The organism is Lysinibacillus sp. AR18-8, assembly GCF_001705465.1.
Classification (GTDB): Bacteria; Bacillota; Bacilli; order Bacillales_A; family Planococcaceae; genus Lysinibacillus; species Lysinibacillus capsici.
The window spans coordinates 112,229-137,919 of sequence record NZ_MDGU01000052.1 but is presented as its reverse complement, the minus strand read 5'-3'; the positions used below and the strand labels follow the sequence as shown (position 1 = coordinate 137,919).

Here is a 25,691-nt window from a genome sequence, read left to right as displayed (position 1 = left end):
TTGTAATCTTCCTCTTTCTATAAAATTTGCTATTAGCTAATTCATCAGCCTCTTAGTTGATTTATCCATAAAATAAGACCTTTTATCCTAATTCACATACTAAAAAACTATGCATAGATAGTATGCATAGCTATATTTCTTTTAAAACTCTCTTATTGTTGTATTTAAGCGATTAGCCACCCTCGCTAATTCTTCCGAAGATTCACCAATCGATTCAATTATAGTAGCTAATTCAGATACTTGATTATCGACTTTTTGGAAATTTGAGATCGAAACTTCTACAGAACCCGAAATCGCATCAAAAGCTTTTAGAGATTCAGCATTACGTTCGATACTACTATTTACAAGCTCCTGTATGTTCTGAATTGCTTGTACAACTTGTGTTGTGATACCATTTGACGTCATGATTAACTCAGCAATCTGTTCAACAGAGCTTTTTGTTTGATCCGCAAGCTTGCGTACTTCGTTTGCAACAACTGCAAAGCCTTTACCATGCTCACCGGCACGTGCCGCCTCAATTGCAGAGTTTAACGCAAGTAAATTTGTTTGCCCAGAAATACTTTTCACAATTTCTACAACGGCATTTATTTTCGAAGAGGATGCATCTAATTGCTCCACCATATTTGCCATTTCAACGGTCTTATGATGAATCTTCCCTGTTTGTTCATTAATAGATATTATTTTAGTATAGCCTTCATTAGACACTTTTTGCATTGATTCTGCTTCATACATACTTTCCTTCAAAGAAGCGTTGACACGCTTTGCGCTATATACAAGTTCTGTTACTGTTTCAGTTGTAGTTTGTGATTGAACCTCTAATTGTGTAGAAACTCCGCCGATAACATCCTTTACATGGTCCCTAACATTATTGCGTTGTGTTTCAATTAGTATACTTGCATAGCTATCGTATTCTTCTAAAACGATTTGTTGTTCAAAATTACATATTTTACTGATAGCATCACAAAACTTCTCTTCTTCGCCCTTTGGTAATCGTAGTTCATAGACTATTTTGCGAAGTGATTTCTCAAGTATTTGAAAAGCAGCTAAATACCACTTCGGATATAAATTAATCTTTACATGCATTTTGGCCACACGTCTTCGCTTTTCTAAAAAGGCTTCATCTATTCTCCCCTCAAACATTTCAATAATATGGTGACGTAATGTCTGTCGTAAACGTTCGCTGGAGCTATGTGATTGAATAACCTTTTGTAAGGCAGGAACACTTTCTATTGCATGATAAAATGCCGCTACCACTTCTACTACATTTCTTTCTACATATGGTTTTAAACTATTAATCAGCTGAAGATCATGCACACTTAACCCTACAAGATTTAATTGTAGTAAACGGTCTGGATCTTCTATAAAAATACCGATTGTTGTTTCATTGCTTATTTCAATTGTATTTTTCTTAGATCTATTGATAAGTTGAAACATTTTCTCCACCTCATATATTTAATCATATATCTTAATAAGTCTATATTCCTACTTTTTATAAAAAAACAACAAATAATTAGACACTTTATGTATCAATTATAATCTCAAAACATCTAAATGAACAATATGTAGGTAAATGTTGTCTAATATTATTATAATTCGCTATTAATTTATGCTTTAACATGATTCTTTATACTCATTTTCTATCAATTTATTGAAAAAATGGATATATGATTCAATAATCTTAACGCAAAAAAAGCCACTGCTTCTTGAAGAAGAAGCGTGACTTATTGTTTACATGAAAATGATAACGCAAAGAACTGCTGCTAAAACTAAACGATAAATGGCAAAAGGCATTAATTTTACCTTTGAAATAAGCGCTAAGAAAAACTTAATGGACAATAATGCAAAGACGAACGAACTAATGAATCCTACAGCATAAAAGCCAAAATAGTCCATTGATAAAGTATCCCAGTTTTTCAAAACGGATACGAGGCTAGCTCCTGCCATGATTGGCACAGCCATAATGAATGTAAAATCGGCTGCAACACGGTGACTCATACCAAATAGTACCCCACCCGAAATCGTTGCACCTGAACGAGAAAAACCTGGCCATAGTGATAGGCATTGTACAAGTCCTACCTTAAATGCTAAACCATAAGAAATCTTATCTAAAGAATCAACTTTTGGTTTTCTCGGTGCCAACTTATCTGCAGCAATCATCAGAATTGCTCCTGCCACTAGTGCATAAACAACATGCTCTACTTTAAAAAGATGGTCGTCAATAAAATCCTTGAATGCAAAACCTAAGACAACTGCTGGTAGCATACCAACAATAACATGCAATAAGTTAAAGCGGCCATTTATGGACTTAGCTTGACCTTCAATTTTATATAAACCAACTAAGCTTAGCATACGTTTCCACATAACTACGATAACCGCTAATATGGAACCAAGTTGTACAACAATTTTAAATGTGTTGGCAGGATATTTCCCTAAAAACTCCTCAGTCTTTAACCACATATCATCCACGATAATCATATGTCCCGTAGAAGATACTGGTGCAAATTCTGTCATACCCTCGACAAAGCCTAATATTAATGCTTTTAATAACTCTATAATTTCCACCATGTCACCTTACCTTTTTTAATCAAATACCCACTTATTATAAAATACTACGTTTTTATATACTACTGCCTTTTCACCTAAGAAGCCGATTGTTAGATTATCACATACTATTTAAATGTTATATCTACTACCCAAAGCTCTGATCTACTGCCAATTCGCATCGGTGGGCCCCAGAAGCCATAGCCTGATGAAACAAGTGTATGCATCTGTTCCTTCAACTTATAACCATAATCCAGTTCAAATACACGAGCTGTTATATACTGATTCGGCCACAGCTGTCCCTTGTGTGTATGACCAGACATATGTAAATCAACGCCCATTTGGGAAGGCGTGTTTAAATCGTCAGGTGTATGATTCATTACAAGCCATGGTAAATTAGCAGAAGGCTTTAGCACCTCAAGTGGTTTTCTTTCTTTATTCGTTCTGTCCTCTTGCCCTGTTAATATAAACGCATCTTCTATAAGAATTGTTTCATCTAGGAGCATTTTCACATTGGCATTTTCCATTTCCTTAATAAATTCAGGAATTTTTTTGCCATAATATTCATGGTTACCTAATATACCATATGTTCCATATGTAGATGTTAATTGTTTCATGACATCTGCCATACCCTCTTGAACAAACCATTTAGGGTCATCGTCCACAATATCCCCAGCTAACAACACAATATCTGGTTGTGCTTCATTAGCTAAGCTGACAAAACGTTGTAAATGTCGTTTATGTGATAAAACACCTAAGTGAAAATCAGATGCTACAACAGCTCTTAGTGTGTTTAAGTCACTATCTTGTTTATCAACAGTTATTTCTAAATGACGAACAACTGGAGAGTAGGCTAAATAGGAGCCAATGATACTTAACAAGAATAGGATAGCTACTGCTATACTACCTATTATTTGCACGTTTTTAAAAGGTGTAAGCCAAATAATGAATTGTGCAACTAAACATAGCAATAAGCCATATTCAAAGATAAACATCCAATAATTACTGATTACAGAAAACACACGTAATGACTCGTGTAATCTTCCGATTATAATACTAAAAGCAACCATATACAGCACGATCCAAAATAATACTGGAAAACGAAACCACCCCATTGCTACAAGCCACTGCTTTACTCCCCACCCTAAATAGAAAGTCAAAGCACTATAAATACTAATTAAAAGAACAGCGCCGATTACTTTTGGCATAACCAAGTCCTCTACTTTCTTTCTATAATTTAATTGATTATACCATTATACTTATCAATCATATTGCTTAAAGCACTTGAATAATCTTCTAAAGAAAGTAGGAACTTGTCCAAATTTAAGTTTACCTTTTCATTTCATTCGTTACTCTCGTTTTACATGACATTTCACTGTATATAGATGACATTTTCGTCATTTACATACTAAACGCTACTTTTATTTTCTCATTTCTTCCAGTAACATAGTAGGTGAACGAGCAAATTCGCGTATTTACGAAGAAAAAGGGGTGCTATTTCAAATGACACGTTATAAATTTGAAACAACAGAGCATGAATTATTTCGCAAAACCTTTCGTAAGTTTTTAGCTGAAGAAGCTGAACCGCATTATGCCCAGTGGGAAAAAGATCATCTTATTCCGCTTTCTTTTTGGCGTAAGCTTGGCGATATGGGCTATCTTTGTCCACAAGTAGAAGAACAATATGGCGGGCTGGGCTTGGATTTCAGCTTTGGCGTCATCATACAAGAAGAACTTGAACGTATAGGCTCAAGTCTTATCGGGGTTGGCCTGCATAATGATATTGTTGTTCCATATATCGAAGCATATGGGACACACGAACAAAAATCTCGTTGGCTTCCAAAATGTGTTACAGGCGACTATATAACAGCTATTGCAATGACGGAGCCAGGTACAGGTTCAGACTTGGCTAATATCAAAACGTCAGCCATTCGCGATGGGGACCATTATATTGTAAATGGTCAAAAAACCTTTATAACAAATGGCATCCATACAAACTTAGCGGTTGTTGCAGTAAAAACAAATCCTCAGGCTGAGAAAAAACATCGTGGTATTAGCCTACTTGTTATTGAAGAGGGCACACCTGGCTTTACAAAAGGAAGACAGCTCGAAAAAGTTGGTATGCATGCCCAAGATACAGCTGAACTCTATTTTGAAGATTGTCGAGTGCCTGTTCAAAACCTACTTGGCGAAGAAGGCAAGGGCTTTCATTATATGATGGAAAAACTGCAGCAAGAGCGATTAGCAGTAGCGATTGCCGCACAAACAGCCGCTGAGGATATGCTTACACTAACGCTAGACTATGTGAAATCACGTCAGGCTTTTGGCAAAACAATTGGTGACTTCCAAAATACACAATTTAAAATAGCTGAAATGGCTACTAAAATCGAGCTTGGTAAATCCTTTTTGGAATCATTGATTGAAGAGCATATTGCAGGCAATGATGTTGTGACAAAAGTTTCTATGGCAAAATACTGGATTACCGAAAATGCACGTGACCTTGCTACGCAATGTATGCAATTGCATGGTGGCTATGGCTATATGGAGGAATATAAGATTGCTAGAAGATATAGAGATATACCTGTTATGTCGATCTATGCTGGTACTAATGAAGTCATGAAGGTTATTATCGCCAAAAATTTAGGCCTATAATAAAAAAGGCGGCAGAAGTTTGCCGCCTTTTTACCATTAAACTGCTGGAATTCGAACGATTACTTTAAATAAATCACCATCTACATCAATGCTCATTCTTGCTCCATGTAAATCGACAATGGATTGTGCAATGGCTAATCCAAGCCCTGAGCCCTCTGTATGACGTGAGGCATCTGCACGTTTAAAGCGTTCAAATAATTCCTCAGCATCTTCACTAATTTCATACTTTGCTACATTTTTCACCGTAAATTCAGCATCGCCATCTGCCGTACGCTTAAATGTCACATAAACACGCGTTCCCTCTAGCGCATACTTCAAAACATTGACAATTAAATTATCAATAAGTCTCCACCATTTTTGACCATCCACATATGCAAAGATTGGATCATGAGGCATGGTCATTCGTAAATCTAGTTGTGACTGTGTTAAATCCTCTTTATGCTCCCCTACAGCTTGTTGGATAAGCTGTGTTAAATCTACTCGACTGCGGTGAAGTTCAATATTACCACTAGCCATTTTCGATACTTCAAAAAGGTCTTCAATCAGCACTTTTAAACGTTCAGACTTTTTATCTAGTATATGAATGTATTGTTTCCGTTCTTCCTCTGTAATATTTGGCTTCTTCAGTAAATCGGTATACGTAATTATAGAGGTTAAAGGAGTACGTAAATCATGACTCACATTTGTAATCAGCTCTGTTTTTAACCGCTCACTTTTCGCCTGCTCATGCATGGACGTACGCACACCTTCTCGTAAATGATTGAGGTTTTCTGCATGACCTGAAAGCGGAGATTTACCTTTTACCTTTACATCACGATTTAAACGTCCTTCAGCCATATCCTTCGTATCTTTCATAATACGGTTTAAATAACCCATTCTTGATAGGAAAACAATCATAGCAGGAAATCCTATAAACATACAAATGCCAAGTACAAGGACCGGAAAAGCTCCGCCTCCTATCATGGTAGCAACAAGGCTACCACCTCCAAAGAAGGCTGCGGCTAGCATTACAATTGAATGTAATGCGATCGAACGATTAATAAATAAGTCAGTCAACGAATCCCCAAGTGACCATAAATAGCTCGATTTCACATTTTCCTCTAGCTTTTTCAAAGTATTTACTCTTGTATACAACCAAATTAATTGCACGAAGAAAGCACTACCAATTACCATTAAAACAACTATTTTAAAGCCAATATCGAGTATAAAACGGACATAATTATAATTATAAACAGAATTATATTCAATAGATTCAAAAACAACCTGGGCTGAAATGAAATACATAAGGCTCGTTATTAACAAAAGAATAATTTGTACATCGATTTTATACTTTGTTAAAAGATCTTTTTCCTTCATACTCGTAACTATCTGTAATAAGTCTTTACGCCCCCTCCATACAAAGACGGCCATTAAAATACTTGTGAGCCAAATAAAGTAGTGAGTATATTGATTGCGTTGAAACTGTTGAAATTGTTGATACCCTCCCTGTATAACATCTTCTGACATAGCTGCTTTTTTTGAAATAGCTATTACACCTGTATATTCAGCTGTTTCGTAAAGATCATCTACATTCACGTATGTTTCGGTATTGTAAAAAATATCTCTTAAATTCTCACTGATATTCCATGCATATAGCGGTTTTCGATCAGTATACTTAATTTTATAGGCACTACTTTCGGTAACATCACCTGCACGGTACGTTTTACCAGTTTCTGTATTGGTCAACTCATAAGACCAATAGTCATAGTTTTTTCCAAAGTTTTTGGATTCACCTTTTGCTGCTTTAATATATTTATCAATGAGGGCTTCCTTTTCAGCAAGAATCTTTTTTCTTACATGCTCATCATCTTCAAAATTTGCTGTAATATCTTTAATTTTATTATCACGTTCAGACACTAGCTTTGTCTTTAATTCTGTTGCATTGGCATCTATAGCTTCCTGAATACGTTGTTCGTATTGTGCCTTAATATTATCGATTTGCTGTCCTAATGTACCATAATAATTACGATGATCTTCTATTTCAGTTTGAGTAATCTCAATTTTATTTTTCAATTCTTCTGCATTTGGTACATTAATTACTAACGGTCCTAGTTCTCCCGTGAAATTATCGATTTCATGTTGGAAATTTTCCGAATCAAAATATGATTTACCAATATACTGATAGCCCACATTATAAAAAGTAAAGACTCCGAAAATTGTCCAGATTAAACACATTAATACGAGAAGAGATTTCCATTTTTTTATCATCCCTTTTTACACTCCTCTAAAAAATTCTTTCTAACAATTGTAAAACCTCTGAGGAGCGAGAATCGACGATTTGATAGGCATAAATTCCAAAATAGATAAGCCCAATAACACCTGCAATAAATCCAGCAATAGTCATATACTTCTCTAATTTATTTTTCCATTTTATAGCCAACGCCCCATACCACCTTTAGATAGCGTGGATTTTTCGGATCAGCTTCAATTTTCTCACGTATTTTCCGAATGTGAACAGCTACAATATTTTCAGCATTATAAGCTTCCTCATTCCAAACACGTTCATAAATTTCACGAATCGAAAACACACGCCCTGCATTTTTCATTAATAGTTCTGTAATTTTATATTCTATCGGGGTTAGTCGAACTGGTTCTCCTTCTAGTACAACCTCTTTTGCCTCTTCATCAAGAATAAGTCCGTCTATTTCCACTTTTGTAGCTCCCTCACTATACGTTCCTAGCTGAACATAACGGCGCAGCTGAGATTTTACACGTGCCAACAGCTCTAATGGATGAAATGGCTTTGTTACATAATCATCTGCTCCAACCGATAATCCATGAATCTTATCGCCATCCTCCGCCTTTGCACTCAGCATGATAATCGGAATATTACGCTCTTCCCTAATTTTAAAGGTTGCTGTAATTCCATCCATATTTGGCATCATGATATCTAAAATTATTAAATGTACTTCATTGTTCTCTAGCTTTTTTAATGCATCTAAGCCATCTGCTGCTTTAATGACATGATAGCCTTCATTTTTTAAATAGATTTCAATACCATCACGAATATCTTGATCGTCATCTGTAACAAGAACTGTTAATTTCGTCATGATATACACCTCGCTCTCAAATATAAGTGTATCTTTTAAATCTTAAAAACCAGCTATTATAAAAATGAAGAATTTCTTAAGGTTTTAGCTTTTTTCTCCCACCCAATGTTAAAACAACAATGCCACCTAAAAGCATCGCTACTCCAAGCCAGGAAACTATACTTAAGTGTTCTCCAATTAAAAACACACCAAGAATTGCAGCAGTCAATGGTTCTGCTAATGAAAGTGTTACAGCTGAGGATGAACTAATTTTTTGTAGTCCACTTAAAAACAGGAAATACGCTACGCTTGTACACATAATCCCCATAAATAACATTGTCCATAAGTTGTGCACATCTACTAACCAGGAAAATCCATCTTGTATAGAAAACGGCAGTAAAAACAAAGCGCAAATGGAGAATGTCATAGCAACTGCGGGTAATGCTTCTTCTTGTGCCATTAATTTTTTACTTATGTTTGTGTAAAATGCAAAGGACAAACCTGCACAAAGCGCTAATGTGAATCCGCCAACGTGAACAGACTCCTCTCCATTATTCATAAACAATAAAAGACATCCGATAATGGCCATCAATGTAGCAAGTCCCCATACTGCTGTGGGACGTGTTTTCCATACTAGCCACTCTAATACACCAGAAAACACTGGTGCACTACCAATAGTAGCAACAGTTCCAATGGCTATACCTGTTAGACGAATGGATGAGAAGAAAAGACCTTGGAAAAACGCAATACTAGCCGCAGCTAAAATTGTCCATTTCCATGACCACCTTAAAAAATTAATTTTCCTCATTATAATCGTAATAGCTAATAATAAACTGCCACCAATTGCAGAACGAATCGTGGCTACAGCTATTGGAGATACCCCTTCATCCAAATATGTCTGGGCAGTACCTGTCATTCCCCATAGAATAGCTGCTAGTAATACAAACAATGAATTTAACATTTTTCAGCTCATCCCCGCTTCACATCTTTCTCCATACTAATCATACATATTTATCCAAAATCAAACAATTATCATTTTTACTTTTCTTTTAATTCCAATAGTATGTTTTCTCATGAATGGACGTTATAATAAAAACAGTAAAAGGAGCGAATCGTATGTACAAATCAATTGAAGAGACAGCTATTGATCTTGGTATGCCTGAGGATCAAGTAATGCGTCTAATTTACGAAGGACGCATCCGTTCTGTTTACGATGGCCAACAAATTTTAATCAATAGTGGACAATTCAGCACTTATTTTAAACAATTGGAACGTATAAAAGAGGAAATTGAAATTTGGCGTGCTACTCCTATTCCAGAGGACATAGACGTCAAAGATGAAGACTAAAAGCCCACCATTCATACAATTGAACATTGTTGAATGGCGGGCCTTTTTTAAAGCTTTTATTAGATTGTCACAACAAATCCTGCTCTTTTCCCAATGATTTCAGCATAATCTTCTACCATGACACTCGCTGTTGGATACATCCCTGCTCCAGGACCGATTAATGTTAATGTACCAATATAGTTAGTCTCTAATGCCACCGCATTGAACACATCATCGACTGGATAAAGTGGATGCTCTTTATCAACTAGTTGAGGACCTACTTTTGCAATAATCTTACCGTCAGCTAGTTTTTCCACCTCAGCAACATGGCGGTAACGAAGACCCTTTTCACATGCTTCATGAACCTGTTCAGCAGAGATACTATCGATCCCAATTACCTCTACATCTGACCAGTCAGGCTGCTCACCAAAAGCTAAGGCACTTAATATCATTAATTTTTTAAATGCATCCTGCCCAGATATATCATTATATGGATCTGCTTCGGCATAACCTAAGCCTTGTGCCTCTTTTAAAGCTGTTTCGAACGACCAGCCCTGTGCACGCATTTTTGTTAAAATATAATTACATGTGCCATTTAAGACACCTTGTATACGACTTACATCATTTACAAGTAAGATATTTTTCATTGTTTTTATAACAGGTACGCCACCAGCGGTAGTAGCCTCATAGCCTACAAAAACGCCATTAGCTTTTGCAAGATCCTGCAACTCCAAGCCTCGTTTGGCAAACATCACTTTATTGGCAGTAATAACATGACATTTATGTTCCACCGCTCGCTTTAAATAACTGTATGCAGGTTCTTCGTTCACAATTGCTTCAAACACTACCTGCATACCTGGCTCTGCTAAGACTTCATCCATACTTGTTGTCATTAAATGTGCTGTGCCTGGGACACGTTCACGACTAGCATCTGTCACTAAAATCTTCGCTACCTCTAATTCAATACCTAATTTATTTTTTAGCTCTTCTCGTTTTTCATTTAAAATATGGTAAATCCCCTGACCTACCGTTCCAAATCCTAAAATCGCTGCCTTTATAGTTGCCATTCTTGTTATTCCCTCCAACTTACATTCCGCAGTTTCATTAAAGCTAATTTTCCATGGGGTTGTGTCATGACAATTTGACACCCACCGCAGTCTTTAGCCAACAACTCTCTTTGTATGAGTTTCGCTATTTCTATATGTGTTAGGACACACACAAATTCAAATAATTCAAAATTTAACTTAAAGAAAATTGTAACGCAAATACACGCTTTGCACAAGAAAAATCTTTCTAGGAAGGACATTTGTTTTCTCTAGATGTGCAAAAGAAATCGGTTTCATTCCCTTTATTATACGTTTTATTAATCAATCTATAAGATTTGAACAAATATTGACTATTACATTTCAATATATGAATGTCTTTCTTCTATTATATATATGTATGCTCAGACACTCATAACAATCCCTTTAAAGAAAAAACTCATTCCCTGTAGCAGCAGAGAATGAGCTTAAAAATATGAGGGGGTTTTAACTTGCTTTTGAAAGCAATTGATAACGATATTGTGCTAAAGCTTGTTGAACAAGACTAATCTCTTCTTCTGTAAAATTTGGTATTGCATACGTACGTTCCACTAATTGAAATGTACCATACTTCAAGTAAAACTCTGTTGCAGGAAGTGAGATATGGCTCACACCGTACTGTTCATATGCCTCAAATACTTCCTTTACAGTAAAGTCCTTTTCAGTAAAAACATGTTCTTGAAATGCTGTATGACCAAATACTTCCTGCCATTTTCTTTCGACTGATGTAAGAAGGTGTTGAATGGATTTATTGTTGACAAATACATGCCCTTCATTTAGCTCATATATTAGATAGGATACAATGTTTTGCGCACTATAGATGTTACCCATTTTAAACACTCCTTTATCATCAGTTTTTGGGAAGAGTAATCACTGGCTAGGCAACTACTCTTCTATATATTCAAAAGTGGGGGAGCACTTATGAAAACATTTACCTTTTTTAAAAAAATTTTCGTACTGTTAACTTATTTCCTAGTATATAACATGGATTTAATAAAGTCAATAATACATATAAAATTACTTGGTATTATTTTTTATAAGGTTCTGATAATTAACGGGTGCAGTAATAGATTGATGTAGCAACGTTTAACGCATTACCAAATGAGGCTAATCGAATGAGAAAATACGTTAACGTCACAACATCTTACCATTTTCTTTAAACTTTAAGCTTCTACTGTTTGTTCAGTTGTTGTAGCCTGTGTAATGGCTTGATCTAAATCAGCAATAATATCCTCTACTGCCTCTAAACCGATGGATAAGCGAATGAGCGACTCGGTTACACCAGCTTGAACTAATTCGTCTGCTGATAGTTGCTGATGAGTAGTGGAAGCTGGATGAATAATTAATGACTTTGCATCACCTACATTTGCTACATGTGAAAATAATTTCACGCTATCAATAAGCTTTCGCCCAGCTTCTCGTCCACCCTTTATGCCAAATGTAAGCACTGAACCGAAGCCATTTCTTAAATATTTTTTTGCTAACTCATGTGTCGGAAAATCTTCTAGGCCATTATAATTTACATACTCCACAGATGGGTGGTTTTGTAAATACTCAGCCACTGCCAATGCATTTTCATTGTGTTTAGGGATACGCAGATGAAGCGTTTCTAACCCTTGCAATAAATTAAAAGCAGCATCAGCACTTAATGTTGGACCAAAATCACGTAATAATTGTACACGTAGCTTTGTAGCAAAGGCAGCAGAAGCTGTATCAATTCCATAACGTAGACCATGGTAAGAGGCATCTGGTTCAGTAAAACCAGGGAATCGACCGCTAGTCCAATCAAACTTACCAGCGTCTACAACAACGCCCCCTAAAGTTGTACCATGACCTCCTATCCATTTAGTTGCTGAATGAACTACAACATCTGCGCCGTATTCAATAAGTGTAGAACCGTAAGGAGAAGCGAACGTGCTGTCAATAATTAATGGTAGACCATTATCATGTGCAATTTTAGCTACTGCCTCAATATCTAAAACCTTTAAACTTGGATTACCATAAACCTCTGCAAAGACAGCTTTTGTTTTATCAGTAATCGCTGCTTTGAAATTCTCTGGGTTTGTTTCATCTACAAAAATTGTTTTAATACCATAGTTTGGCAATGTGTTAGCAAATAAATTATACGTACCACCATATAAAGAACTAGCTGCTACTATCTCATCACCAGCTCCAGCTAGATTTAAAATGGAAAATGCGATAGCTGCTGCACCAGATGAAAGTGCTACTGCTGCTGTTCCACCTTCCAATAAAGCCACACGTTTTTCAAACACATCAACTGTTGGGTTGGTAATTCGTGTGTAAATGTTCCCTGCTTCCTCTAAGGCAAAAAGACGTTGCGCATGAGCAGTGTCTTTAAATACGAAAGCAGTTGAGCGATAGACTGGAACTGTGCGAGAACCCGTCACTGGGTCTGGCTCTTGACCACCATGCAACAGCAATGTTTCTGGTTTAAAATTTGTCATTGTGTACCTCCAAATGGTTATTTTTTTACGATGGTACCGGAGATGAGGAGGATTTTTCTGTAGAAAACAAAAACCCTCTTCAGCTAAGAAGAGGGTTGCGGTTGCAAGTTTTCCTCCCCTTATCTGCCAGATCCAAGTAAGAATCTGTAGGAATTAGCACCTTAGTAAGCTCATTGCTTACTGGTTGCCGGGCATCATAGGGCCTATCCCTCCGCCGCTCTTGATAAGAGTATGAGATTCAATTTCCATCGTTGTTACACAGTATAAACATAGAGTTTTTTTCTGTCAACAAGTAAATTTTATTTTTTCCGAAACTTCTGTCTGCTCTTATACGTAATATGAACGCATACACTATTTTAGAAAAAATTTTGAGAGGAGTATTTTTATGGTAAAGGCCGTGATCATTTTTCTTATGATTGGCTATTTAATAGGCTGTATTCACGGCTCTAAAGTGGCTCAATTTTTATCGGGGGTTGATTTAAAAAAGGCTGGCCACGGTAATGCTGGTGCCTCTAATGCTACTCTTTCCCTTGGCTGGAAGTATGGCGTTTTAGTAGCCCTCATCGATATAGGCAAAGGCGTTGTCGCTATTATAGGTGCGCATTTTTATCTAGGGGACGCCATTCATTTAACAGAAGAACAAATTTGGCTGCTTACTTATATTATGGCTGCTGGGGTTATTTTAGGTCATAATTTCCCCTTCTACATGGGCTTCAACGGCGGGAAAGGAACGGCCTCCATCATTGGTATTTTACTTGCTGTTGATTGGAAGATTGGTTTATTTGCACTTATTTTATTTGTTATTTTATCCTTTGCAACAAATTATTTAATTGTAGGTGTTCTAGAATTTTATCTCGTGTTTTGTACAGTAACTTATTTATGGATTCCTGGCATTGGCCCAACCATTATAGCTCTTCTTCTTTTTGGCATAGCCATCATCCTGCACCTCGAAAATATTAAACGATTAGTCAATGGAACAGAGCCTAAAGTAACTTCTGCCTTTAAGAAAAAGAAATAATATTTAATGGATATTTTTGTATTTTTTGTGACCGTATTTTTTCTCTTTATCTACTCATATTGCTGTAAAAAACAACATTTTCACATAGATTTTTTTCTACAATAAAATAGACATATTCTTATCTCAATAAAACATTATACAGGCCGATGTTATGGATAATAATCGTCATTTTTATCGTAGAAAGGATGAGAAAATATGTCTTCACCAAAGCAAGCAGCTACAAAACTTAATTTAAAGCCACTATGGATTGGCTTGGCATTCGCGTTACTAATCATTATTACCTTTTTACCTAACAATGGTGATTTACCTATAGCTGGGCAACGAGCTTTAGCCATTTTAGCTTTTGCAGTCATCCTTTGGGTTACAGAGGCCGTTTCATATCCTGTGAGCTCGGCCATGATCATTGCACTAGTAACTGTTTTACTAGGACTCGCTCCGTCAATGGATAATCCAACTACAGAGCTAGGAACAGCTAGCGCATTAAAATTATCTTTAAGTGGCTTTAGTAATTCTGCCGTTGCTTTAGTAGCAGCAGCTCTTTTTCTAGCGGCAGCAATGCAAATTACTAATCTACATAAACGACTTGCACTTTGGATTCTTTCACTGGTAGGAACGAAAACAAAAGCTATCGTATTTGGCGCTATTTTAGTGTCTATCGTCCTCGCATTTTTTGTACCTTCTGCTACAGCACGAGCTGGCGCGGTAGTACCGATATTGCTTGGAATGGTGGCAGCATTTGGTTTACCACGTGATAGTCGGCTTGCTGCCTTATTAGTTATTACTTCGGTACAAGCCGTTTCCATTTGGAATATTGGTATTAAAACTGCAGCAGCTCAAAATATGGTGGCTTTAAACTTTATCCAAGAGCAATTTAATGTGGATATTTCATGGGGTGCTTGGCTACTTTATGCAGCCCCCTTCTCAATTATTATGTCGATCTTTTTATTTTTCATTATGATTGCTTTAATTAAACCTGAGACTAGCAATATCGAAGGTGGTAAAGAGGTCATCAAAAAACAGCTTGCAGAGCTTGGCCCATTAAAGGCTCCTGAAATTCGTTTAATCATTACATCCGTAGTTTTACTATTTTTCTGGGCAACTGAAGGGAAGCTACATCCATTTGATACGACAACAGTCACAATTATTGCTATCGCGATTCTATTAATGCCTAAAATCGGTGTGTATTCATGGAAGGAAGTTGAGCCTCATATTCCATGGGGGACAATTATCGTCTTTGCGGTAGGCATTATGTTAGGAACCATTTTACTAAATACGCAAGGTGCTGCATGGTTATCAGATAAAGTTTTTGGTTCACTTGGGCTAGATACTATGCCTTTACTAGCAACCATCGCACTCGTAACTTTATTTAACATTTTGATTCATTTAGGTTTTGCAAGCGCAACTAGCTTAGCCTCAGCACTTATACCTGTGTTTATCGTTTTAGCCTCCACATTAACGGCTAATGTTGATCAAGTTGGTTTTGTTATTGTGCAACAATTCGTCATAAGCTTTGGCTTCCTGTTACCAATTAGTGCACCACAAAACATGCTTGCCTATGGTACAGGCTCCTTTACAACAAAGGATTTCTTGAAATCTGGAATTCCCTTAACCATTATCGGTTTCCTTCTCGTACTTTTGTTCTCTGCAACTTATTGGAAATGGATTGGATTATTATAGAACTTTCATTAAATTAAAACGTAAAAGCCTTGAAGAAACAGACTATCTGTCCTTCAAGGCTTTTAAGATAAGACTATTGTTTCGTAAAAGCAGGGTCCTTCATCGTACCGTTTTTCGCATAGTTAACGTGCCATGATAGTGCTTTTTCTAGGTCATGTGGTGTGTGATGTCCACCCGTTGCCTCATTGGCATCATTAAAGTACTGCCACAGCTGCTCCCTATAATCAGGATGTGCACAATTATCAATGATAAGTCCCACTCGTTCTTTTGGAGCAAGTCCTCGTAAATCTGCTACGCCCTGTTCAGTTACAATGACATCAACATCATGCTCCGTATGATCCACATGTGAGACCATTGGGACAATACTCGAAATATCTCCACCCTTAGCATAAGACTTTGTTACAAAAATTCCTAAACGTGCATTACGAGCAAAGTCACCAGACCCTCCGATACCATTCATCATCTTTGTACCAGAAACATGTGTGGAATTCACATTGCCGTAAATATCTAATTCCAATGCCGTATTCACTGAAATTAATCCGAGTCGACGAATAATTTCAGGCTGATTTGAAATTTCTTGAGGGCGCAACACTAATTTATCAGCATATTTTTCAAAATTCCCATAAACACGGTTTCCTACTTGCTCAGAAAGGGTAATAGAAGTAGCAGATGCAAAATTCACTTTCCCTGCATCCATTAATTCAAATACTGCATCTTGGAGAACTTCTGAATAAACTTCTAAGTTCTCAAACTCAGAGTCTTTAAAGCCTAGCAATACAGCATTTGCTACTGAACCTACCCCAGATTGAATTGGACGCAAACTTGTTGTTAAGCGACCTACTTTAATCTCTTCACGTAGGAAATTTAATAAGTGATTAGCCATAACATCTGTCTCTTCATCTGCAGGGACAATCGTTGATGGCGCATCTAATATATCCGAAATGACGATGCCTTTTACTTTATCTAAATCTAGTGGAATTCCAATTATACCAAGACGATCAGAGACATTCTGTAAAGGAATTGGATCACGTTTTCCTTGTTGTGCAGGTACATAAATATCATGTATACCTTCTAATGCATCAAGCTGTGCTACGTTTAATTCAATGATGACTTGGTCTGCTTCTTGCACAAAAATGGGAGAGTTACCAACTGAAGTTGTAGGAATTAATAAGCCTTCTTCTGTAATAGCAGCCGCTTCAATGATCGCAAAATCAATTGGTCCAATAATGCCTTGACGAACAAGCTCAGCATTATGGGAAAGATGGGCATCGACAAATGTGATATCACCGCTATTGATTTTATTACGAATGCCAGCATCTGCTTGGAAAGGACCGCGCTTACGTATGACCCCTGCTTCTGCTAAATATTGGTCTACCTCAGGTCCAAGTGATGCACCTGTAAAGACATCTACTTGAAAATCCTCTTTTTTTGCTTTCTCTACAAGTGCAAGAGGTACAACCTTTACATCACCAGCACGTGTGAATCCACTCATCCCTAATACCATGCCATCCTTAATCCAAGAAGCTGCTTCTTCTGCTGTTACAACCTTGCTTCGTAATTGTTCATGACGAAGCTTTTTCGCTAACTTTTCTTCCATTCCCTATTCCTCCATTCCACTTTATTTTTGTTCAACTTGCATATTTGGTTCCAGTAAATCTGTGACATCCGTCAGAGAATGTATCTTTATTCCAGGAGGATTTCATTACCTAATAGCTAATGCTGTCTAAACATTTGTGAATAAAGATCATGTAATTTTTTGGTAGCACAACCAAATAAACAGTCGCTTCCATAATTTTATACTATTTAGAATATTTAATCTATATCAAATGAAATATTTTACTTTACGAGATAATTTCGTCATTTATAAATTATTTATAAATAACTTTTTGTTCCTCATTATTCGATTTTGCTAGAAAAGCGTGCTATGCTCAAGGTATAGAACAGACACAAAGGAGAGAGTTTTTAATGGTTAAAGAACTATTACGTAGCCATTCCTCGGTACGCATCTATGATGGAGAACCGATTTCAAAAGAAATCATTGAAGATTTAATTGGAACAGCACAAATGGCTGCAACATCACATTTTGTGCAAGCCTATAGTGTAATATGGGTAACAGATGCAGATAAAAAGGAAAAATTAGGCTTACTCTCTGGTAATCCACGTCAATATGAAACTTCAGGTGGGGCATTTGTTTTTTGCGTAGATTTCAAGCGACTTCAAATGGCTGGGAAACTAGAAGGAGTGGATATTGTAGCTGATTCAGCTGAAAATGTCCTTGTCGGGGTAGCAGATGTATCATTGTTTGCACAGAATTTTGTTATTGCGGCAGAGTCAATGGGTTATGGCATTTGCTATATTGGAGGTGTACGCAATAAACCTTCTGAAATCAGTGAATTATTTAATCTGCCTGACCATGTTTTCCCATTATTCGGGCTAACAATCGGCGTTCCTGCACGTCGCAATGAGGTAAAACCTCGTTTACCTGTATCTGCTGTATTACATGAAAATGAATACAATGTTGAAAAATATGAAGAACTTTTACCAGCCTACAACGAGGAAATGGAAATATATTATAACAGCCGTTCGTCTAACAGAAAAATTGATAACTGGACAAAACAGATGGCTGATTTTTTAATTGAACAACGACGTCCGCATATCAAAGAGTTTTTAGCAACTAAAGGGTTTAATTGGAAATAAATTAATGAAAATGGAGTTACTATCGTATGATAATAATTCCATTTTTTACATAAAAATATTACCTATATATATTCAATCTAGGGATATTGCCACAATTACTTCTATAAATCTAACCTTAAATTAAACGAAAAGACTCTTTCCTTTTCCAGCTATTCCATTCATATTAATAAATGATACCTATTAAAGAAAGGAGTTATAGAATCAATGTCCAATATCAATAAACATCTTGCTCGCACCTTAGAACAACAGCATAAGAGAAGTGTAAGAGGTTTATTCTTAAAAATTGAAGACTTAAATAATGAATGCACCCAATTAAGAAAAAGACTCGAGCCACATATTGATTTGAATGTATATAAAAAACCCATTGATTATGTCAATCAGTTCGTTTCTCACACTACTATACTCAATTTAAAATTCGTTACGAATACACAGAATTTAGAAGTAGTTGTCTTGCATGCTCTTTTATTATCCTATATTTTAGAAAACACTCAAAGCCATGCTTTTGAATATGAAGATAAATTGTTACAGGGGTATATACAAGAAATCTTTACACTAAATGATCATGCAAAAAGACTATTTATGAACCATAGAGAAAAGATGCTTACCTATGTTCAAGGGCAAGCTACATAAAAAAGACGATCTTCGTAATAACAAGATCGTCTTTTGTTCTTTTATTGTAGTCCTCTAATTATAAGAGAGCGAACTGGTAGGAACTGCTCTCCTGTATCTCCATAAGTGAGTATTACCTCATCACCCTCCTGTAAATAAATTGCTAAAGGTTCTGTTTCGGCACTCACTAAATAATTTTCACCATTGTTTAATAAGAAAGATACAGTTGTAAAATCGCCTAGACGTTCTTTATATACACGTAATACCTTACCACTTATTTGTTTTTCCTCAGCACTTGAGCTACCATCTACAGTATTTCCTCCTCGACTTAAGGCTGTTTTATATAATTTCAACGCCTCCTTAGGAGTAGTAGCGTAAACGGAAATTTCAGGATTGGCTGCAGAAACAATAAAATAGTTTTGTAAGAAACCATTGGAATCTAGCACCGCTGTCAGCCAGCTCGCTTCTCCATAAAAGTTATACAACACTGGCATTTCGCCATTCCACTTTTTCTCAATAAATTTCTTCTCTATTATTTGTAAATTACCTTGTGAATCCATATAACTTGAGTCTTGATTCCCTGTATAGTATGTTGCATCCCCTGTTCGTGCGTTTGTTAGTGAATAGCCTAACATTGAATCTACACCTTCTTTAGGACTTGTAAAATCTGTAAAGTAATACATATCACCCTTCTCATCGAAAATCGGGCTAACATTCGATTCTGTTCCTTCATCAGAAGGAATCTTTACATCCTTTTTACCAAACATACTATTCCAAAAACCATGTACATAATTACCGAAATAACTGTTTTGTAAACTTACTGTCTCTGGTGATACAGCACCATCAATAAATTCAGGTATTTGATCCAGTTTAATGACCTCTGATTTCCCCGTCAGCGCATCAACCAAGACAATTCCTTTTACATCAAAGCCATTACGCGCAGAAATAAATTCCCCATATGAGCGAATATAGTATGGCTTTCCTTCATCATCTACTTCCAGCTGTACGTCACCATAAAAAATAAGGAATGGGTGTTGTAAACGAATATGACGTTCTAAATTAGCATTTAAATATGCGGAAGGTACATATTTCATTTCCTCTTTTATAAATTTAGGATTATCCGCAGAATCTGTAGCACTCATTATGAAGTAACCAGGTGTTGTACCACCGTTCATCCATTTAAAGAATCCAGAAAATTCAACTGGTGCGATATAAACATATTCGCCCTTCACTTTTTGAATTTGTAAGCGTCCTAATTCATAGTAGCTCGTATTTGGCACTTGACCGAAAGCCTTTTTCATTTTATTGCGAGCAAATTTCGGTGGTACACTTGCAGGTGTTTGTGTCTCATCGAATGGTTTTATTTCAACTTCTTCCTTCATTTCGGATGACTTAAATTTTTCATTAGCATTCCATAAAGGTGCTGATAAAACATACACAGCTACACCTAGACTTGCTAAAAATAAAACACCTTTTATTTTCCTTTCGATACCACTTGCTAGCAGAGCACCCACTAACGTTAATAAAATAATAGCAGGCCAAAAAACAAGCCAATTTACATCAATTTTTGTTACATATAACGTAATCCCTGTGGCTAAAAACCCTAGTACAAAGACTCCAATAAAAAAGTATCCTATTACCTTTTTCGATTGTCCATCTTCTCGCTTCTTCGTAATAAGCGGTGTCACTAGCACACTTGCGATCAATGCAATGACTGCTGAAGCTATCAGTAGCTTAGTCATTTGGTTCATCCTCTCTTCTTCTTTCTCACTACTTACTTTACGGTTACATACTAAAAAAGTTTCATACATACGTTGTACAGAAAGGAATTCTACCATAAATATTGAATTTCAAAAGGAAAGGAGCTGAAAAATTTGTTAAAAAAATTATTAATCAGTGTCATTATTTTATTGGGTCTTTATTATATTTTTCTCTTTTCCCATATTGCTGAAAGTTTAAAACTCATCTTTAAAGTGATTCCTATGTTGCTCATCATTATTTTAGCTGCGATTCAGAAGCCATTACATATTAAAAAATACCAACTTTTGATTATTGCTGGGCTTGTATTCTGCATGATTGGAGACTATACATTGCAGTGGTTTTTAATCGGTCTAACTAGCTTTCTTATCGGGCATATCTTTTATATTTTTGCTTTCTCTACTGCAAATGAGCGGCATGTACCAACTTGGGCTAAAATACTATTATTACTCTATGGAGCAAGTATGGCTATATGGGTTGCGGGATCTGTCTTTAAAACAGGTGAAACCATACTTGGTATTGCAGTAATCGCCTACATTTCTGTGATACTCACAATGGGATGGACAGCTATTAAAACTGGATCTACTCTGGCAACAAGTGGTGCAATATTATTTATTGCATCTGATTCTTATTTAGCTATTAACAAATTTGTCATGCCACTAGCATTTTCTCATGAAATTATCATGCTGACTTATTATAGCGCCCAATTACTTATTGCTTTAAGTATCCTTCAATATTCCGAAATCCGAAGTAAAGTGTTACAATAATATCGATTATGCCAAGACATAATTGCGCCTGGAATCGGCTTTGTAAAAGCACAAAGAATTTTAACATATATACATTAGGAGGCCATACTTATGAAAGAACAAGTAATTGAGCGATTAATACGCTATGCAAAAATTGATACACAATCAGACTTCACAAGCGAAACAACTCCTTCTACACAAAAACAATTTGACCTATTACATGTTTTAAAAGACGAACTTGCAGAAATTGGTTTAACAGACATTACATTAGATGAAAATGGCTATTTATTTGCCTCATTAGAAGCTAATACAGAAAAAGAAGTACCAACTATCGGCTTTTTAGCCCATGTTGATACAGCTACTGACTATACAGGCACAAATGTGAAGCCACAGCGTGTAGATAATTATGATGGTGGAGATATTCAGTTAAACGAAAACTTAATTATGTCTCCGACTGACTTCCCAGAGCTTAAAAACTATGTAGGCCAAACACTTATTACAACAGATGGTACTACTTTATTAGGCGCTGACGATAAGGCAGGGATTGCTGAAATTATGACGGCAATGGAGTACCTCATTAAAAATCCTACTATTAAGCATGGTAAAATCCGTGTAGCCTTCACGCCAGATGAAGAAATCGGTCGTGGACCACATAAATTTGATGTCGCCGCTTTCGGTGCAGACTATGCCTATACTATGGATGGTGGACCACTTGGCGAACTACAATTCGAGAGCTTCAATGCCGCTGGTGTAAAAGTAATTACAAAAGGCACTAGCGTCCATCCTGGTTCAGCAAAAAATAAAATGGTGAATGCTATTACAATGGCTATTGCCTTCCAAAATGAAATGCCTGCTGACGCGGTTCCTGAAAAGACAGAAGGTTATGAAGGTTTCATTCATTTAATGAGCTTTAAAGGGGCTCTTGAGCATACTGAGCTATCTTATATCGTGCGTGACCATGATCGCCAAAAGTTTGAAGAGAAAAAACAATTAATGCGTGATGCTGCAGCTAAAATTCAAGCACAATTTGGTGAGCATGCACTGAGTATTACCATTGAAGATCAATACTACAATATGGGTGAAAAAATTGAGCCTGTAAAAGAAATTGTTGACATTGCACGTACTGCAATGGAAAAATTAGATATTACACCGAATACCCTGCCAATTCGTGGCGGTACAGATGGCTCACAATTATCCTATATGGGCCTACCGACACCAAATATTTTCGCTGGTGGCGAAAACATGCATGGCAAATTCGAATATGTATCCGCTGAAACAATGGAAAAAGCAACTCAAGTTATCATAGAAATCGTTCAGCTTTTTGAACAGCAAGCAAAATAACAGTTTTTATTTTGAGTGAGCTTATTTTTATTTGCATTTACCTAAGGAATCATGAAAAATTTTCATAGCTACGAAGAGGGGTTTTTCCTCTCTTCGTAATTTTTTCAGCCATAATTACTGAATTTTCAAATTACATAAAGGGTTTGAGGTTATAAACTCAAATTGAGGTGATGTTTATGAAAGAAATTGCATTAGGTATTTTAGCTTCCCTTTTCTTTGCCGTGACATTTATTTTAAATCACGCAATGGAAATGCAAGGTGGTAGTTGGCTATGGAGTGCATCATTACGCTATTTTTTTATGCTCCCTTTCTTGCTTATCATTGTCTTTTATCGTAAGGGCTTTTCACAGCTTTCTGGTGAAATAAAAGCACAGCCTATAGCATGGCTACTTTGGAGCTTTGTTGGATTTGTTTTATTTTACGCGCCATTAACATTTGCTGCTGCTTTTGGTCCAGGTTGGTTGGTTTCAGGTACATGGCAGTTTACAATCGTTGCTGGTGTATTATTAGCTCCTCTTTTTGTATCGATCATTGCTGGTAAAACAGTGCGACAAAAAATACCTTTCATATCCTTGCTTATTTCATGCGTCATTTTAGTAGGTATTTTGCTTATACAAATACCTCATGCACAATCAGTATCGTTTAGAAGTTTAATGCTTGGTATTTTACCTGTCATCGTTGCAGCTTTTGCTTATCCTCTCGGCAATCGTAAAATGATGGAAGTTTGTGGGGGCCGAATCGATACTTTTCAGCGGGTGTTAGGAATGACCATTGCTTCAATGCCAGCATGGATCATCATAGCTATTTATGCCGTTCTTACAGTAGGACTTCCCTCAGCAAGTCAAATGTTTCAATCATTGCTTGTTGGAATTAGCTCAGGCGTTATAGCAACAGTTTTATTTTTCATAGCAACGGATCGCGTAAGAGACCATCAAGGCAAGCTAGCTGCTGTGGAAGCAACTCAGTCAACAGAAATTCTTTTCGTTATTATAGGTGAGGTATTACTATTAGGAATTGCCTTCCCTAGCCCTATTGCACTTGCAGGTCTCGGAGTTATCATTGTTGGTATGCTATTACATAGTTACTATACAATGATTATCGGGAAAAAGAATGCTGTGCAACAAAACACAACTTCTTAGCAGTCCATTTTATGGGCTGTTTTTTTACAAAAAAAAGACGACTCTATTCTAAATTTAGAATAAGTCGTCTGAGATTTTCACGTTCCCAAAAAATGAGGGGGGTTTTAGGAGCGTAATCATGAACTAGCAAACTTCTGGAGAAAAGTAGCTAAAGTTCATCCTCTCTACACTGTATTGTAGACGAGGAATAATCTTTATACGATAATGATAATCATTATCAATTAAAATGTCAATCATAATCTTATAATTTTTTTACTTTTTCAAAAAGATTTTTTTAATGAGCGTCGGTACTGCCATTGCTTCAACTGAAAATGTAAAAAACAGCCTATACAAAAGCCTGCTATTGCGATGGCCGATGCAATTGCAACCAGGCCAGTAAAGATATGACCAACAACCTGCCAATGTAACAGATAACCTAATAAACCAGCTGCTAAACAAAGGCTAGCAATACTTGAATTAAATTTTTGCTGCTGAGCATCCTCTGGTATATATGTAGATGGAGCCTTTGTTAAAAAGAGCTTCCCTACACGAAGTATCGGGTTATAGTTGCATAAAATACCTAGTAAATTTGCAGCTAGTGGAATTACTAATATCCAGGTAATTCCTGTTAACCATGATAAAATGACACTCAGAAGAATAGTCCACTGGTTCAGTCTAACAAGTGGTCTTGGAATTGTAAGAAGTTGCGACACCCTAAAACCCACCTTTCTGATATGTTTAATGTATTTTACTACATGATATTCCATTTGTGAAGCAAAAATGATTACTTTATAATGAAGTTAACAGATGTTCAAAGGAAAAGAGGATAACTATGCCAGCTTTAACAATGGATCAAGTTCAACAATTAAACTCGTACAGTATTTATACAACTGAACCTAAGCGGACTTTATTTACTTTAGCTGATATACATAAAGACTTTTACCATCCTGATTTTTTAAACCTTATGATGGGTATAACAGATGCAGCAACAGAAACAGCAGCTATTTCTCACTTTGCACGCCGTTATGGGATGTTTTTTGCTATGCAATTTTATATGCTTGCCGCTTATGACGAAGTATGGGATGGTAAGCCACTTGAATTGCGTTTTGATGCTGCAAAGGAATTTAATAGCTTTACTGTTGCCATGTTTGCCAATCCAAATGATTGGCGCTACGTTGAGGAAGATGAACGCCAAGCTGTTATTGAGAAAATTCTTTACGATGGCCATGTCATTGTCCAACAGCTTCGTAAAGTAACCTCCATCTCCCCCCTTACCATTTGGGAAAATTTCTTCGGCTATTTGCTATGGCATTATCATATATTATTATCTAATCCTGGCTTAGCCGATCAAGCCATGGAGGATGTTGAGGCTTTAGAGGACCCAAAAACATGGGCACGCTTCTCCAATAAATCTTGGTGGGCACAATATACAGGTGGTCTTAGCCCGACTAATTTAGTCAACGTTCCTGTAAGAAAATCATGCTGTTTTTCTAAAGATATCCCTGGTTTAATGGCTTGTGGTTTTTGCCCAATGAAAAAATAATAGAGCCTTTTTAAAAAAAGCCTTACCCTCCACAAATTCATGTGAAAGGT

23 protein-coding genes and 1 riboswitch are annotated in these 25,691 nt (G+C 36.5%); of the genes, 10 read left to right on the top strand and 13 right to left on the bottom strand.

Annotated elements, in window-relative coordinates; all coding sequences use genetic code 11:
- Positions 1-141: 141 nt before the first annotated feature.
- The 3 genes from BFM98_RS22415 to BFM98_RS22405 form a co-directional block, all read right to left on the bottom strand.
- Positions 142-1,434, bottom strand: coding sequence for a globin-coupled sensor protein (locus tag BFM98_RS22415; RefSeq protein WP_054549076.1), 1,293 nt, complete (start codon positions 1,432-1,434; stop codon positions 142-144).
- Positions 1,435-1,728: 294 nt separating this feature from the next.
- The gene (locus tag BFM98_RS22410; protein ID WP_175400802.1) at positions 1,729-2,565 is read right to left on the bottom strand and encodes an undecaprenyl-diphosphate phosphatase; all 837 of its coding nucleotides are present in this window, start codon (positions 2,563-2,565) and stop codon (positions 1,729-1,731) included.
- 104 nt (positions 2,566-2,669) lie between these two features.
- Positions 2,670-3,749, bottom strand: coding sequence for a metallophosphoesterase (locus BFM98_RS22405; RefSeq protein ID WP_066038436.1), 1,080 nt, complete (start codon positions 3,747-3,749; stop codon positions 2,670-2,672).
- Between the two features lie 295 nt (positions 3,750-4,044).
- Here BFM98_RS22405 and BFM98_RS22400 point away from each other — a divergent pair, with 295 nt between their 5' ends.
- A complete protein-coding gene (locus tag BFM98_RS22400; RefSeq protein WP_004229727.1) occupies positions 4,045-5,193 on the top strand; it encodes an acyl-CoA dehydrogenase family protein in 1,149 nt (382 codons plus the stop codon).
- 36 nt (positions 5,194-5,229) lie between these two features.
- Here the strand turns inward: BFM98_RS22400 and BFM98_RS22395 are convergent, their stop codons facing one another.
- The 4 genes from BFM98_RS22395 to BFM98_RS22385 form a co-directional block, all read right to left on the bottom strand.
- Complete coding sequence (locus tag BFM98_RS22395) at positions 5,230-7,440, bottom strand: sensor histidine kinase (RefSeq protein ID WP_066038435.1); 2,211 nt, start codon at positions 7,438-7,440, stop codon at positions 5,230-5,232.
- Between the two features lie 16 nt (positions 7,441-7,456).
- Positions 7,457-7,612 carry a hypothetical protein gene (locus BFM98_RS24090; RefSeq protein ID WP_155483369.1) on the bottom strand — a complete coding sequence of 52 codons (156 nt, stop codon included), beginning with the start codon at positions 7,610-7,612 and terminating at the stop codon, positions 7,457-7,459.
- Positions 7,590-8,282, bottom strand: a complete 693-nt coding sequence (locus tag BFM98_RS22390; RefSeq protein ID WP_048393287.1) for a response regulator transcription factor — start codon at positions 8,280-8,282, stop codon at positions 7,590-7,592. The genes BFM98_RS24090 and BFM98_RS22390 overlap by 23 nt, the downstream gene beginning before the upstream one ends.
- Before the next feature lie 76 nt (positions 8,283-8,358).
- Positions 8,359-9,222: a DMT family transporter gene (locus tag BFM98_RS22385; protein WP_066038434.1), complete on the bottom strand. Its 864-nt coding sequence runs from the start codon at positions 9,220-9,222 to the stop codon at positions 8,359-8,361.
- Between the two features lie 155 nt (positions 9,223-9,377).
- Here BFM98_RS22385 and BFM98_RS22380 point away from each other — a divergent pair, with 155 nt between their 5' ends.
- The gene (locus BFM98_RS22380) at positions 9,378-9,608 is read left to right on the top strand and encodes a MerR family transcriptional regulator (RefSeq protein ID WP_004229745.1); all 231 of its coding nucleotides are present in this window, start codon (positions 9,378-9,380) and stop codon (positions 9,606-9,608) included.
- Positions 9,609-9,667: 59 nt separating this feature from the next.
- Here the strand turns inward: BFM98_RS22380 and BFM98_RS22375 are convergent, their stop codons facing one another.
- From BFM98_RS22375 to BFM98_RS22365, 3 genes are all read right to left on the bottom strand, one after another.
- A complete protein-coding gene (locus tag BFM98_RS22375; protein WP_066038433.1) occupies positions 9,668-10,654 on the bottom strand; it encodes a homoserine dehydrogenase in 987 nt (328 codons plus the stop codon).
- A 462-nt stretch (positions 10,655-11,116) separates the two neighbouring features.
- Positions 11,117-11,500: a hypothetical protein gene (locus BFM98_RS22370; protein WP_048393282.1), complete on the bottom strand. Its 384-nt coding sequence runs from the start codon at positions 11,498-11,500 to the stop codon at positions 11,117-11,119.
- A gap of 332 nt (positions 11,501-11,832) precedes the next feature.
- The gene (locus BFM98_RS22365) at positions 11,833-13,134 is read right to left on the bottom strand and encodes an O-acetylhomoserine aminocarboxypropyltransferase/cysteine synthase family protein (RefSeq protein ID WP_066038432.1); all 1,302 of its coding nucleotides are present in this window, start codon (positions 13,132-13,134) and stop codon (positions 11,833-11,835) included.
- Between the two features lie 116 nt (positions 13,135-13,250).
- Positions 13,251-13,364, bottom strand: a riboswitch (SAM riboswitch).
- 155 nt (positions 13,365-13,519) lie between these two features.
- On the opposite strand from BFM98_RS22365, the gene BFM98_RS22360 reads away from it, so the two are divergent.
- Together BFM98_RS22360 and BFM98_RS22355 are read left to right on the top strand one after the other, a co-directional pair.
- The gene (locus tag BFM98_RS22360; protein ID WP_066038431.1) at positions 13,520-14,152 is read left to right on the top strand and encodes a glycerol-3-phosphate acyltransferase; all 633 of its coding nucleotides are present in this window, start codon (positions 13,520-13,522) and stop codon (positions 14,150-14,152) included.
- A gap of 195 nt (positions 14,153-14,347) precedes the next feature.
- Complete coding sequence (locus tag BFM98_RS22355; protein ID WP_048393276.1) at positions 14,348-15,829, top strand: DASS family sodium-coupled anion symporter; 1,482 nt, start codon at positions 14,348-14,350, stop codon at positions 15,827-15,829.
- 73 nt (positions 15,830-15,902) lie between these two features.
- Here the strand turns inward: BFM98_RS22355 and BFM98_RS22350 are convergent, their stop codons facing one another.
- Complete coding sequence (locus BFM98_RS22350; RefSeq protein ID WP_048393275.1) at positions 15,903-17,426, bottom strand: succinyl-CoA:acetate CoA-transferase ScpC; 1,524 nt, start codon at positions 17,424-17,426, stop codon at positions 15,903-15,905.
- Between the two features lie 368 nt (positions 17,427-17,794).
- On the opposite strand from BFM98_RS22350, the gene chrR reads away from it, so the two are divergent.
- Both chrR and BFM98_RS22340 read left to right on the top strand, forming a co-directional pair.
- Positions 17,795-18,526, top strand: a complete 732-nt coding sequence (chrR, locus tag BFM98_RS22345; RefSeq protein ID WP_048393273.1) for a class II chromate reductase ChrR — start codon at positions 17,795-17,797, stop codon at positions 18,524-18,526.
- A gap of 204 nt (positions 18,527-18,730) precedes the next feature.
- Positions 18,731-19,156, top strand: a complete 426-nt coding sequence (locus BFM98_RS22340) for a hypothetical protein (RefSeq protein ID WP_054549068.1) — start codon at positions 18,731-18,733, stop codon at positions 19,154-19,156.
- Positions 19,157-19,197: 41 nt separating this feature from the next.
- On the opposite strand, the gene BFM98_RS22335 is transcribed toward BFM98_RS22340, so the two are convergent.
- Positions 19,198-20,877: a tripartite tricarboxylate transporter TctB family protein gene (locus BFM98_RS22335; protein ID WP_054549130.1), complete on the bottom strand. Its 1,680-nt coding sequence runs from the start codon at positions 20,875-20,877 to the stop codon at positions 19,198-19,200.
- Between the two features lie 132 nt (positions 20,878-21,009).
- Between BFM98_RS22335 and BFM98_RS22330 the strand changes: the two genes are divergently transcribed.
- From BFM98_RS22330 to BFM98_RS22320, 3 genes are all read left to right on the top strand, one after another.
- The gene (locus BFM98_RS22330; protein WP_066038430.1) at positions 21,010-21,660 is read left to right on the top strand and encodes a lysoplasmalogenase; all 651 of its coding nucleotides are present in this window, start codon (positions 21,010-21,012) and stop codon (positions 21,658-21,660) included.
- Between the two features lie 90 nt (positions 21,661-21,750).
- The gene (pepT, locus tag BFM98_RS22325; RefSeq protein WP_066038429.1) at positions 21,751-22,980 is read left to right on the top strand and encodes a peptidase T; all 1,230 of its coding nucleotides are present in this window, start codon (positions 21,751-21,753) and stop codon (positions 22,978-22,980) included.
- A 176-nt stretch (positions 22,981-23,156) separates the two neighbouring features.
- Complete coding sequence (locus BFM98_RS22320; protein WP_048393266.1) at positions 23,157-24,119, top strand: DMT family transporter; 963 nt, start codon at positions 23,157-23,159, stop codon at positions 24,117-24,119.
- A gap of 260 nt (positions 24,120-24,379) precedes the next feature.
- Here the strand turns inward: BFM98_RS22320 and BFM98_RS22315 are convergent, their stop codons facing one another.
- Complete coding sequence (locus BFM98_RS22315) at positions 24,380-24,811, bottom strand: DUF4395 domain-containing protein (RefSeq protein ID WP_066038428.1); 432 nt, start codon at positions 24,809-24,811, stop codon at positions 24,380-24,382.
- Positions 24,812-24,930: 119 nt separating this feature from the next.
- On the opposite strand from BFM98_RS22315, the gene BFM98_RS22310 reads away from it, so the two are divergent.
- Positions 24,931-25,641: a Fe-S oxidoreductase gene (locus BFM98_RS22310; RefSeq protein ID WP_066038427.1), complete on the top strand. Its 711-nt coding sequence runs from the start codon at positions 24,931-24,933 to the stop codon at positions 25,639-25,641.
- Positions 25,642-25,691: the final 50 nt, after the last annotated feature.

What these genes read in the sequence shown, in the direction of transcription:
- BFM98_RS22405 (WP_066038436.1), bottom strand. Translation starts at nt 3,749, where the DNA reads ATGCCAAAAGTAATCGGCGCTGTTCTTTTAATTAGTATTTATAGTGCT.
- BFM98_RS22310 (WP_066038427.1), top strand. Translation starts at nt 24,931, where the DNA reads ATGCCAGCTTTAACAATGGATCAAGTTCAACAATTAAACTCGTACAGT.
- BFM98_RS22365 (WP_066038432.1), bottom strand. Translation starts at nt 13,134, where the DNA reads ATGACAAATTTTAAACCAGAAACATTGCTGTTGCATGGTGGTCAAGAG.
- BFM98_RS22375 (WP_066038433.1), bottom strand. Translation starts at nt 10,654, where the DNA reads ATGGCAACTATAAAGGCAGCGATTTTAGGATTTGGAACGGTAGGTCAG.
- BFM98_RS22355 (WP_048393276.1), top strand. Translation starts at nt 14,348, where the DNA reads ATGTCTTCACCAAAGCAAGCAGCTACAAAACTTAATTTAAAGCCACTA.
- BFM98_RS22350 (WP_048393275.1), bottom strand. Translation starts at nt 17,426, where the DNA reads ATGGAAGAAAAGTTAGCGAAAAAGCTTCGTCATGAACAATTACGAAGC.
- BFM98_RS22370 (WP_048393282.1), bottom strand. Translation starts at nt 11,500, where the DNA reads ATGGGTAACATCTATAGTGCGCAAAACATTGTATCCTATCTAATATAT.
- BFM98_RS22415 (WP_054549076.1), bottom strand. Translation starts at nt 1,434, where the DNA reads ATGTTTCAACTTATCAATAGATCTAAGAAAAATACAATTGAAATAAGC.
- BFM98_RS22400 (WP_004229727.1), top strand. Translation starts at nt 4,045, where the DNA reads ATGACACGTTATAAATTTGAAACAACAGAGCATGAATTATTTCGCAAA.
- BFM98_RS22410 (WP_175400802.1), bottom strand. Translation starts at nt 2,565, where the DNA reads ATGGTGGAAATTATAGAGTTATTAAAAGCATTAATATTAGGCTTTGTC.
- chrR (WP_048393273.1), top strand. Translation starts at nt 17,795, where the DNA reads ATGGTTAAAGAACTATTACGTAGCCATTCCTCGGTACGCATCTATGAT.
- BFM98_RS22335 (WP_054549130.1), bottom strand. Translation starts at nt 20,877, where the DNA reads ATGACTAAGCTACTGATAGCTTCAGCAGTCATTGCATTGATCGCAAGT.
- BFM98_RS22340 (WP_054549068.1), top strand. Translation starts at nt 18,731, where the DNA reads ATGTCCAATATCAATAAACATCTTGCTCGCACCTTAGAACAACAGCAT.
- BFM98_RS22360 (WP_066038431.1), top strand. Translation starts at nt 13,520, where the DNA reads ATGGTAAAGGCCGTGATCATTTTTCTTATGATTGGCTATTTAATAGGC.
- BFM98_RS22380 (WP_004229745.1), top strand. Translation starts at nt 9,378, where the DNA reads ATGTACAAATCAATTGAAGAGACAGCTATTGATCTTGGTATGCCTGAG.
- BFM98_RS22395 (WP_066038435.1), bottom strand. Translation starts at nt 7,440, where the DNA reads ATGATAAAAAAATGGAAATCTCTTCTCGTATTAATGTGTTTAATCTGG.
- pepT (WP_066038429.1), top strand. Translation starts at nt 21,751, where the DNA reads ATGAAAGAACAAGTAATTGAGCGATTAATACGCTATGCAAAAATTGAT.
- BFM98_RS22320 (WP_048393266.1), top strand. Translation starts at nt 23,157, where the DNA reads ATGAAAGAAATTGCATTAGGTATTTTAGCTTCCCTTTTCTTTGCCGTG.
- BFM98_RS22390 (WP_048393287.1), bottom strand. Translation starts at nt 8,282, where the DNA reads ATGACGAAATTAACAGTTCTTGTTACAGATGACGATCAAGATATTCGT.
- BFM98_RS22385 (WP_066038434.1), bottom strand. Translation starts at nt 9,222, where the DNA reads ATGTTAAATTCATTGTTTGTATTACTAGCAGCTATTCTATGGGGAATG.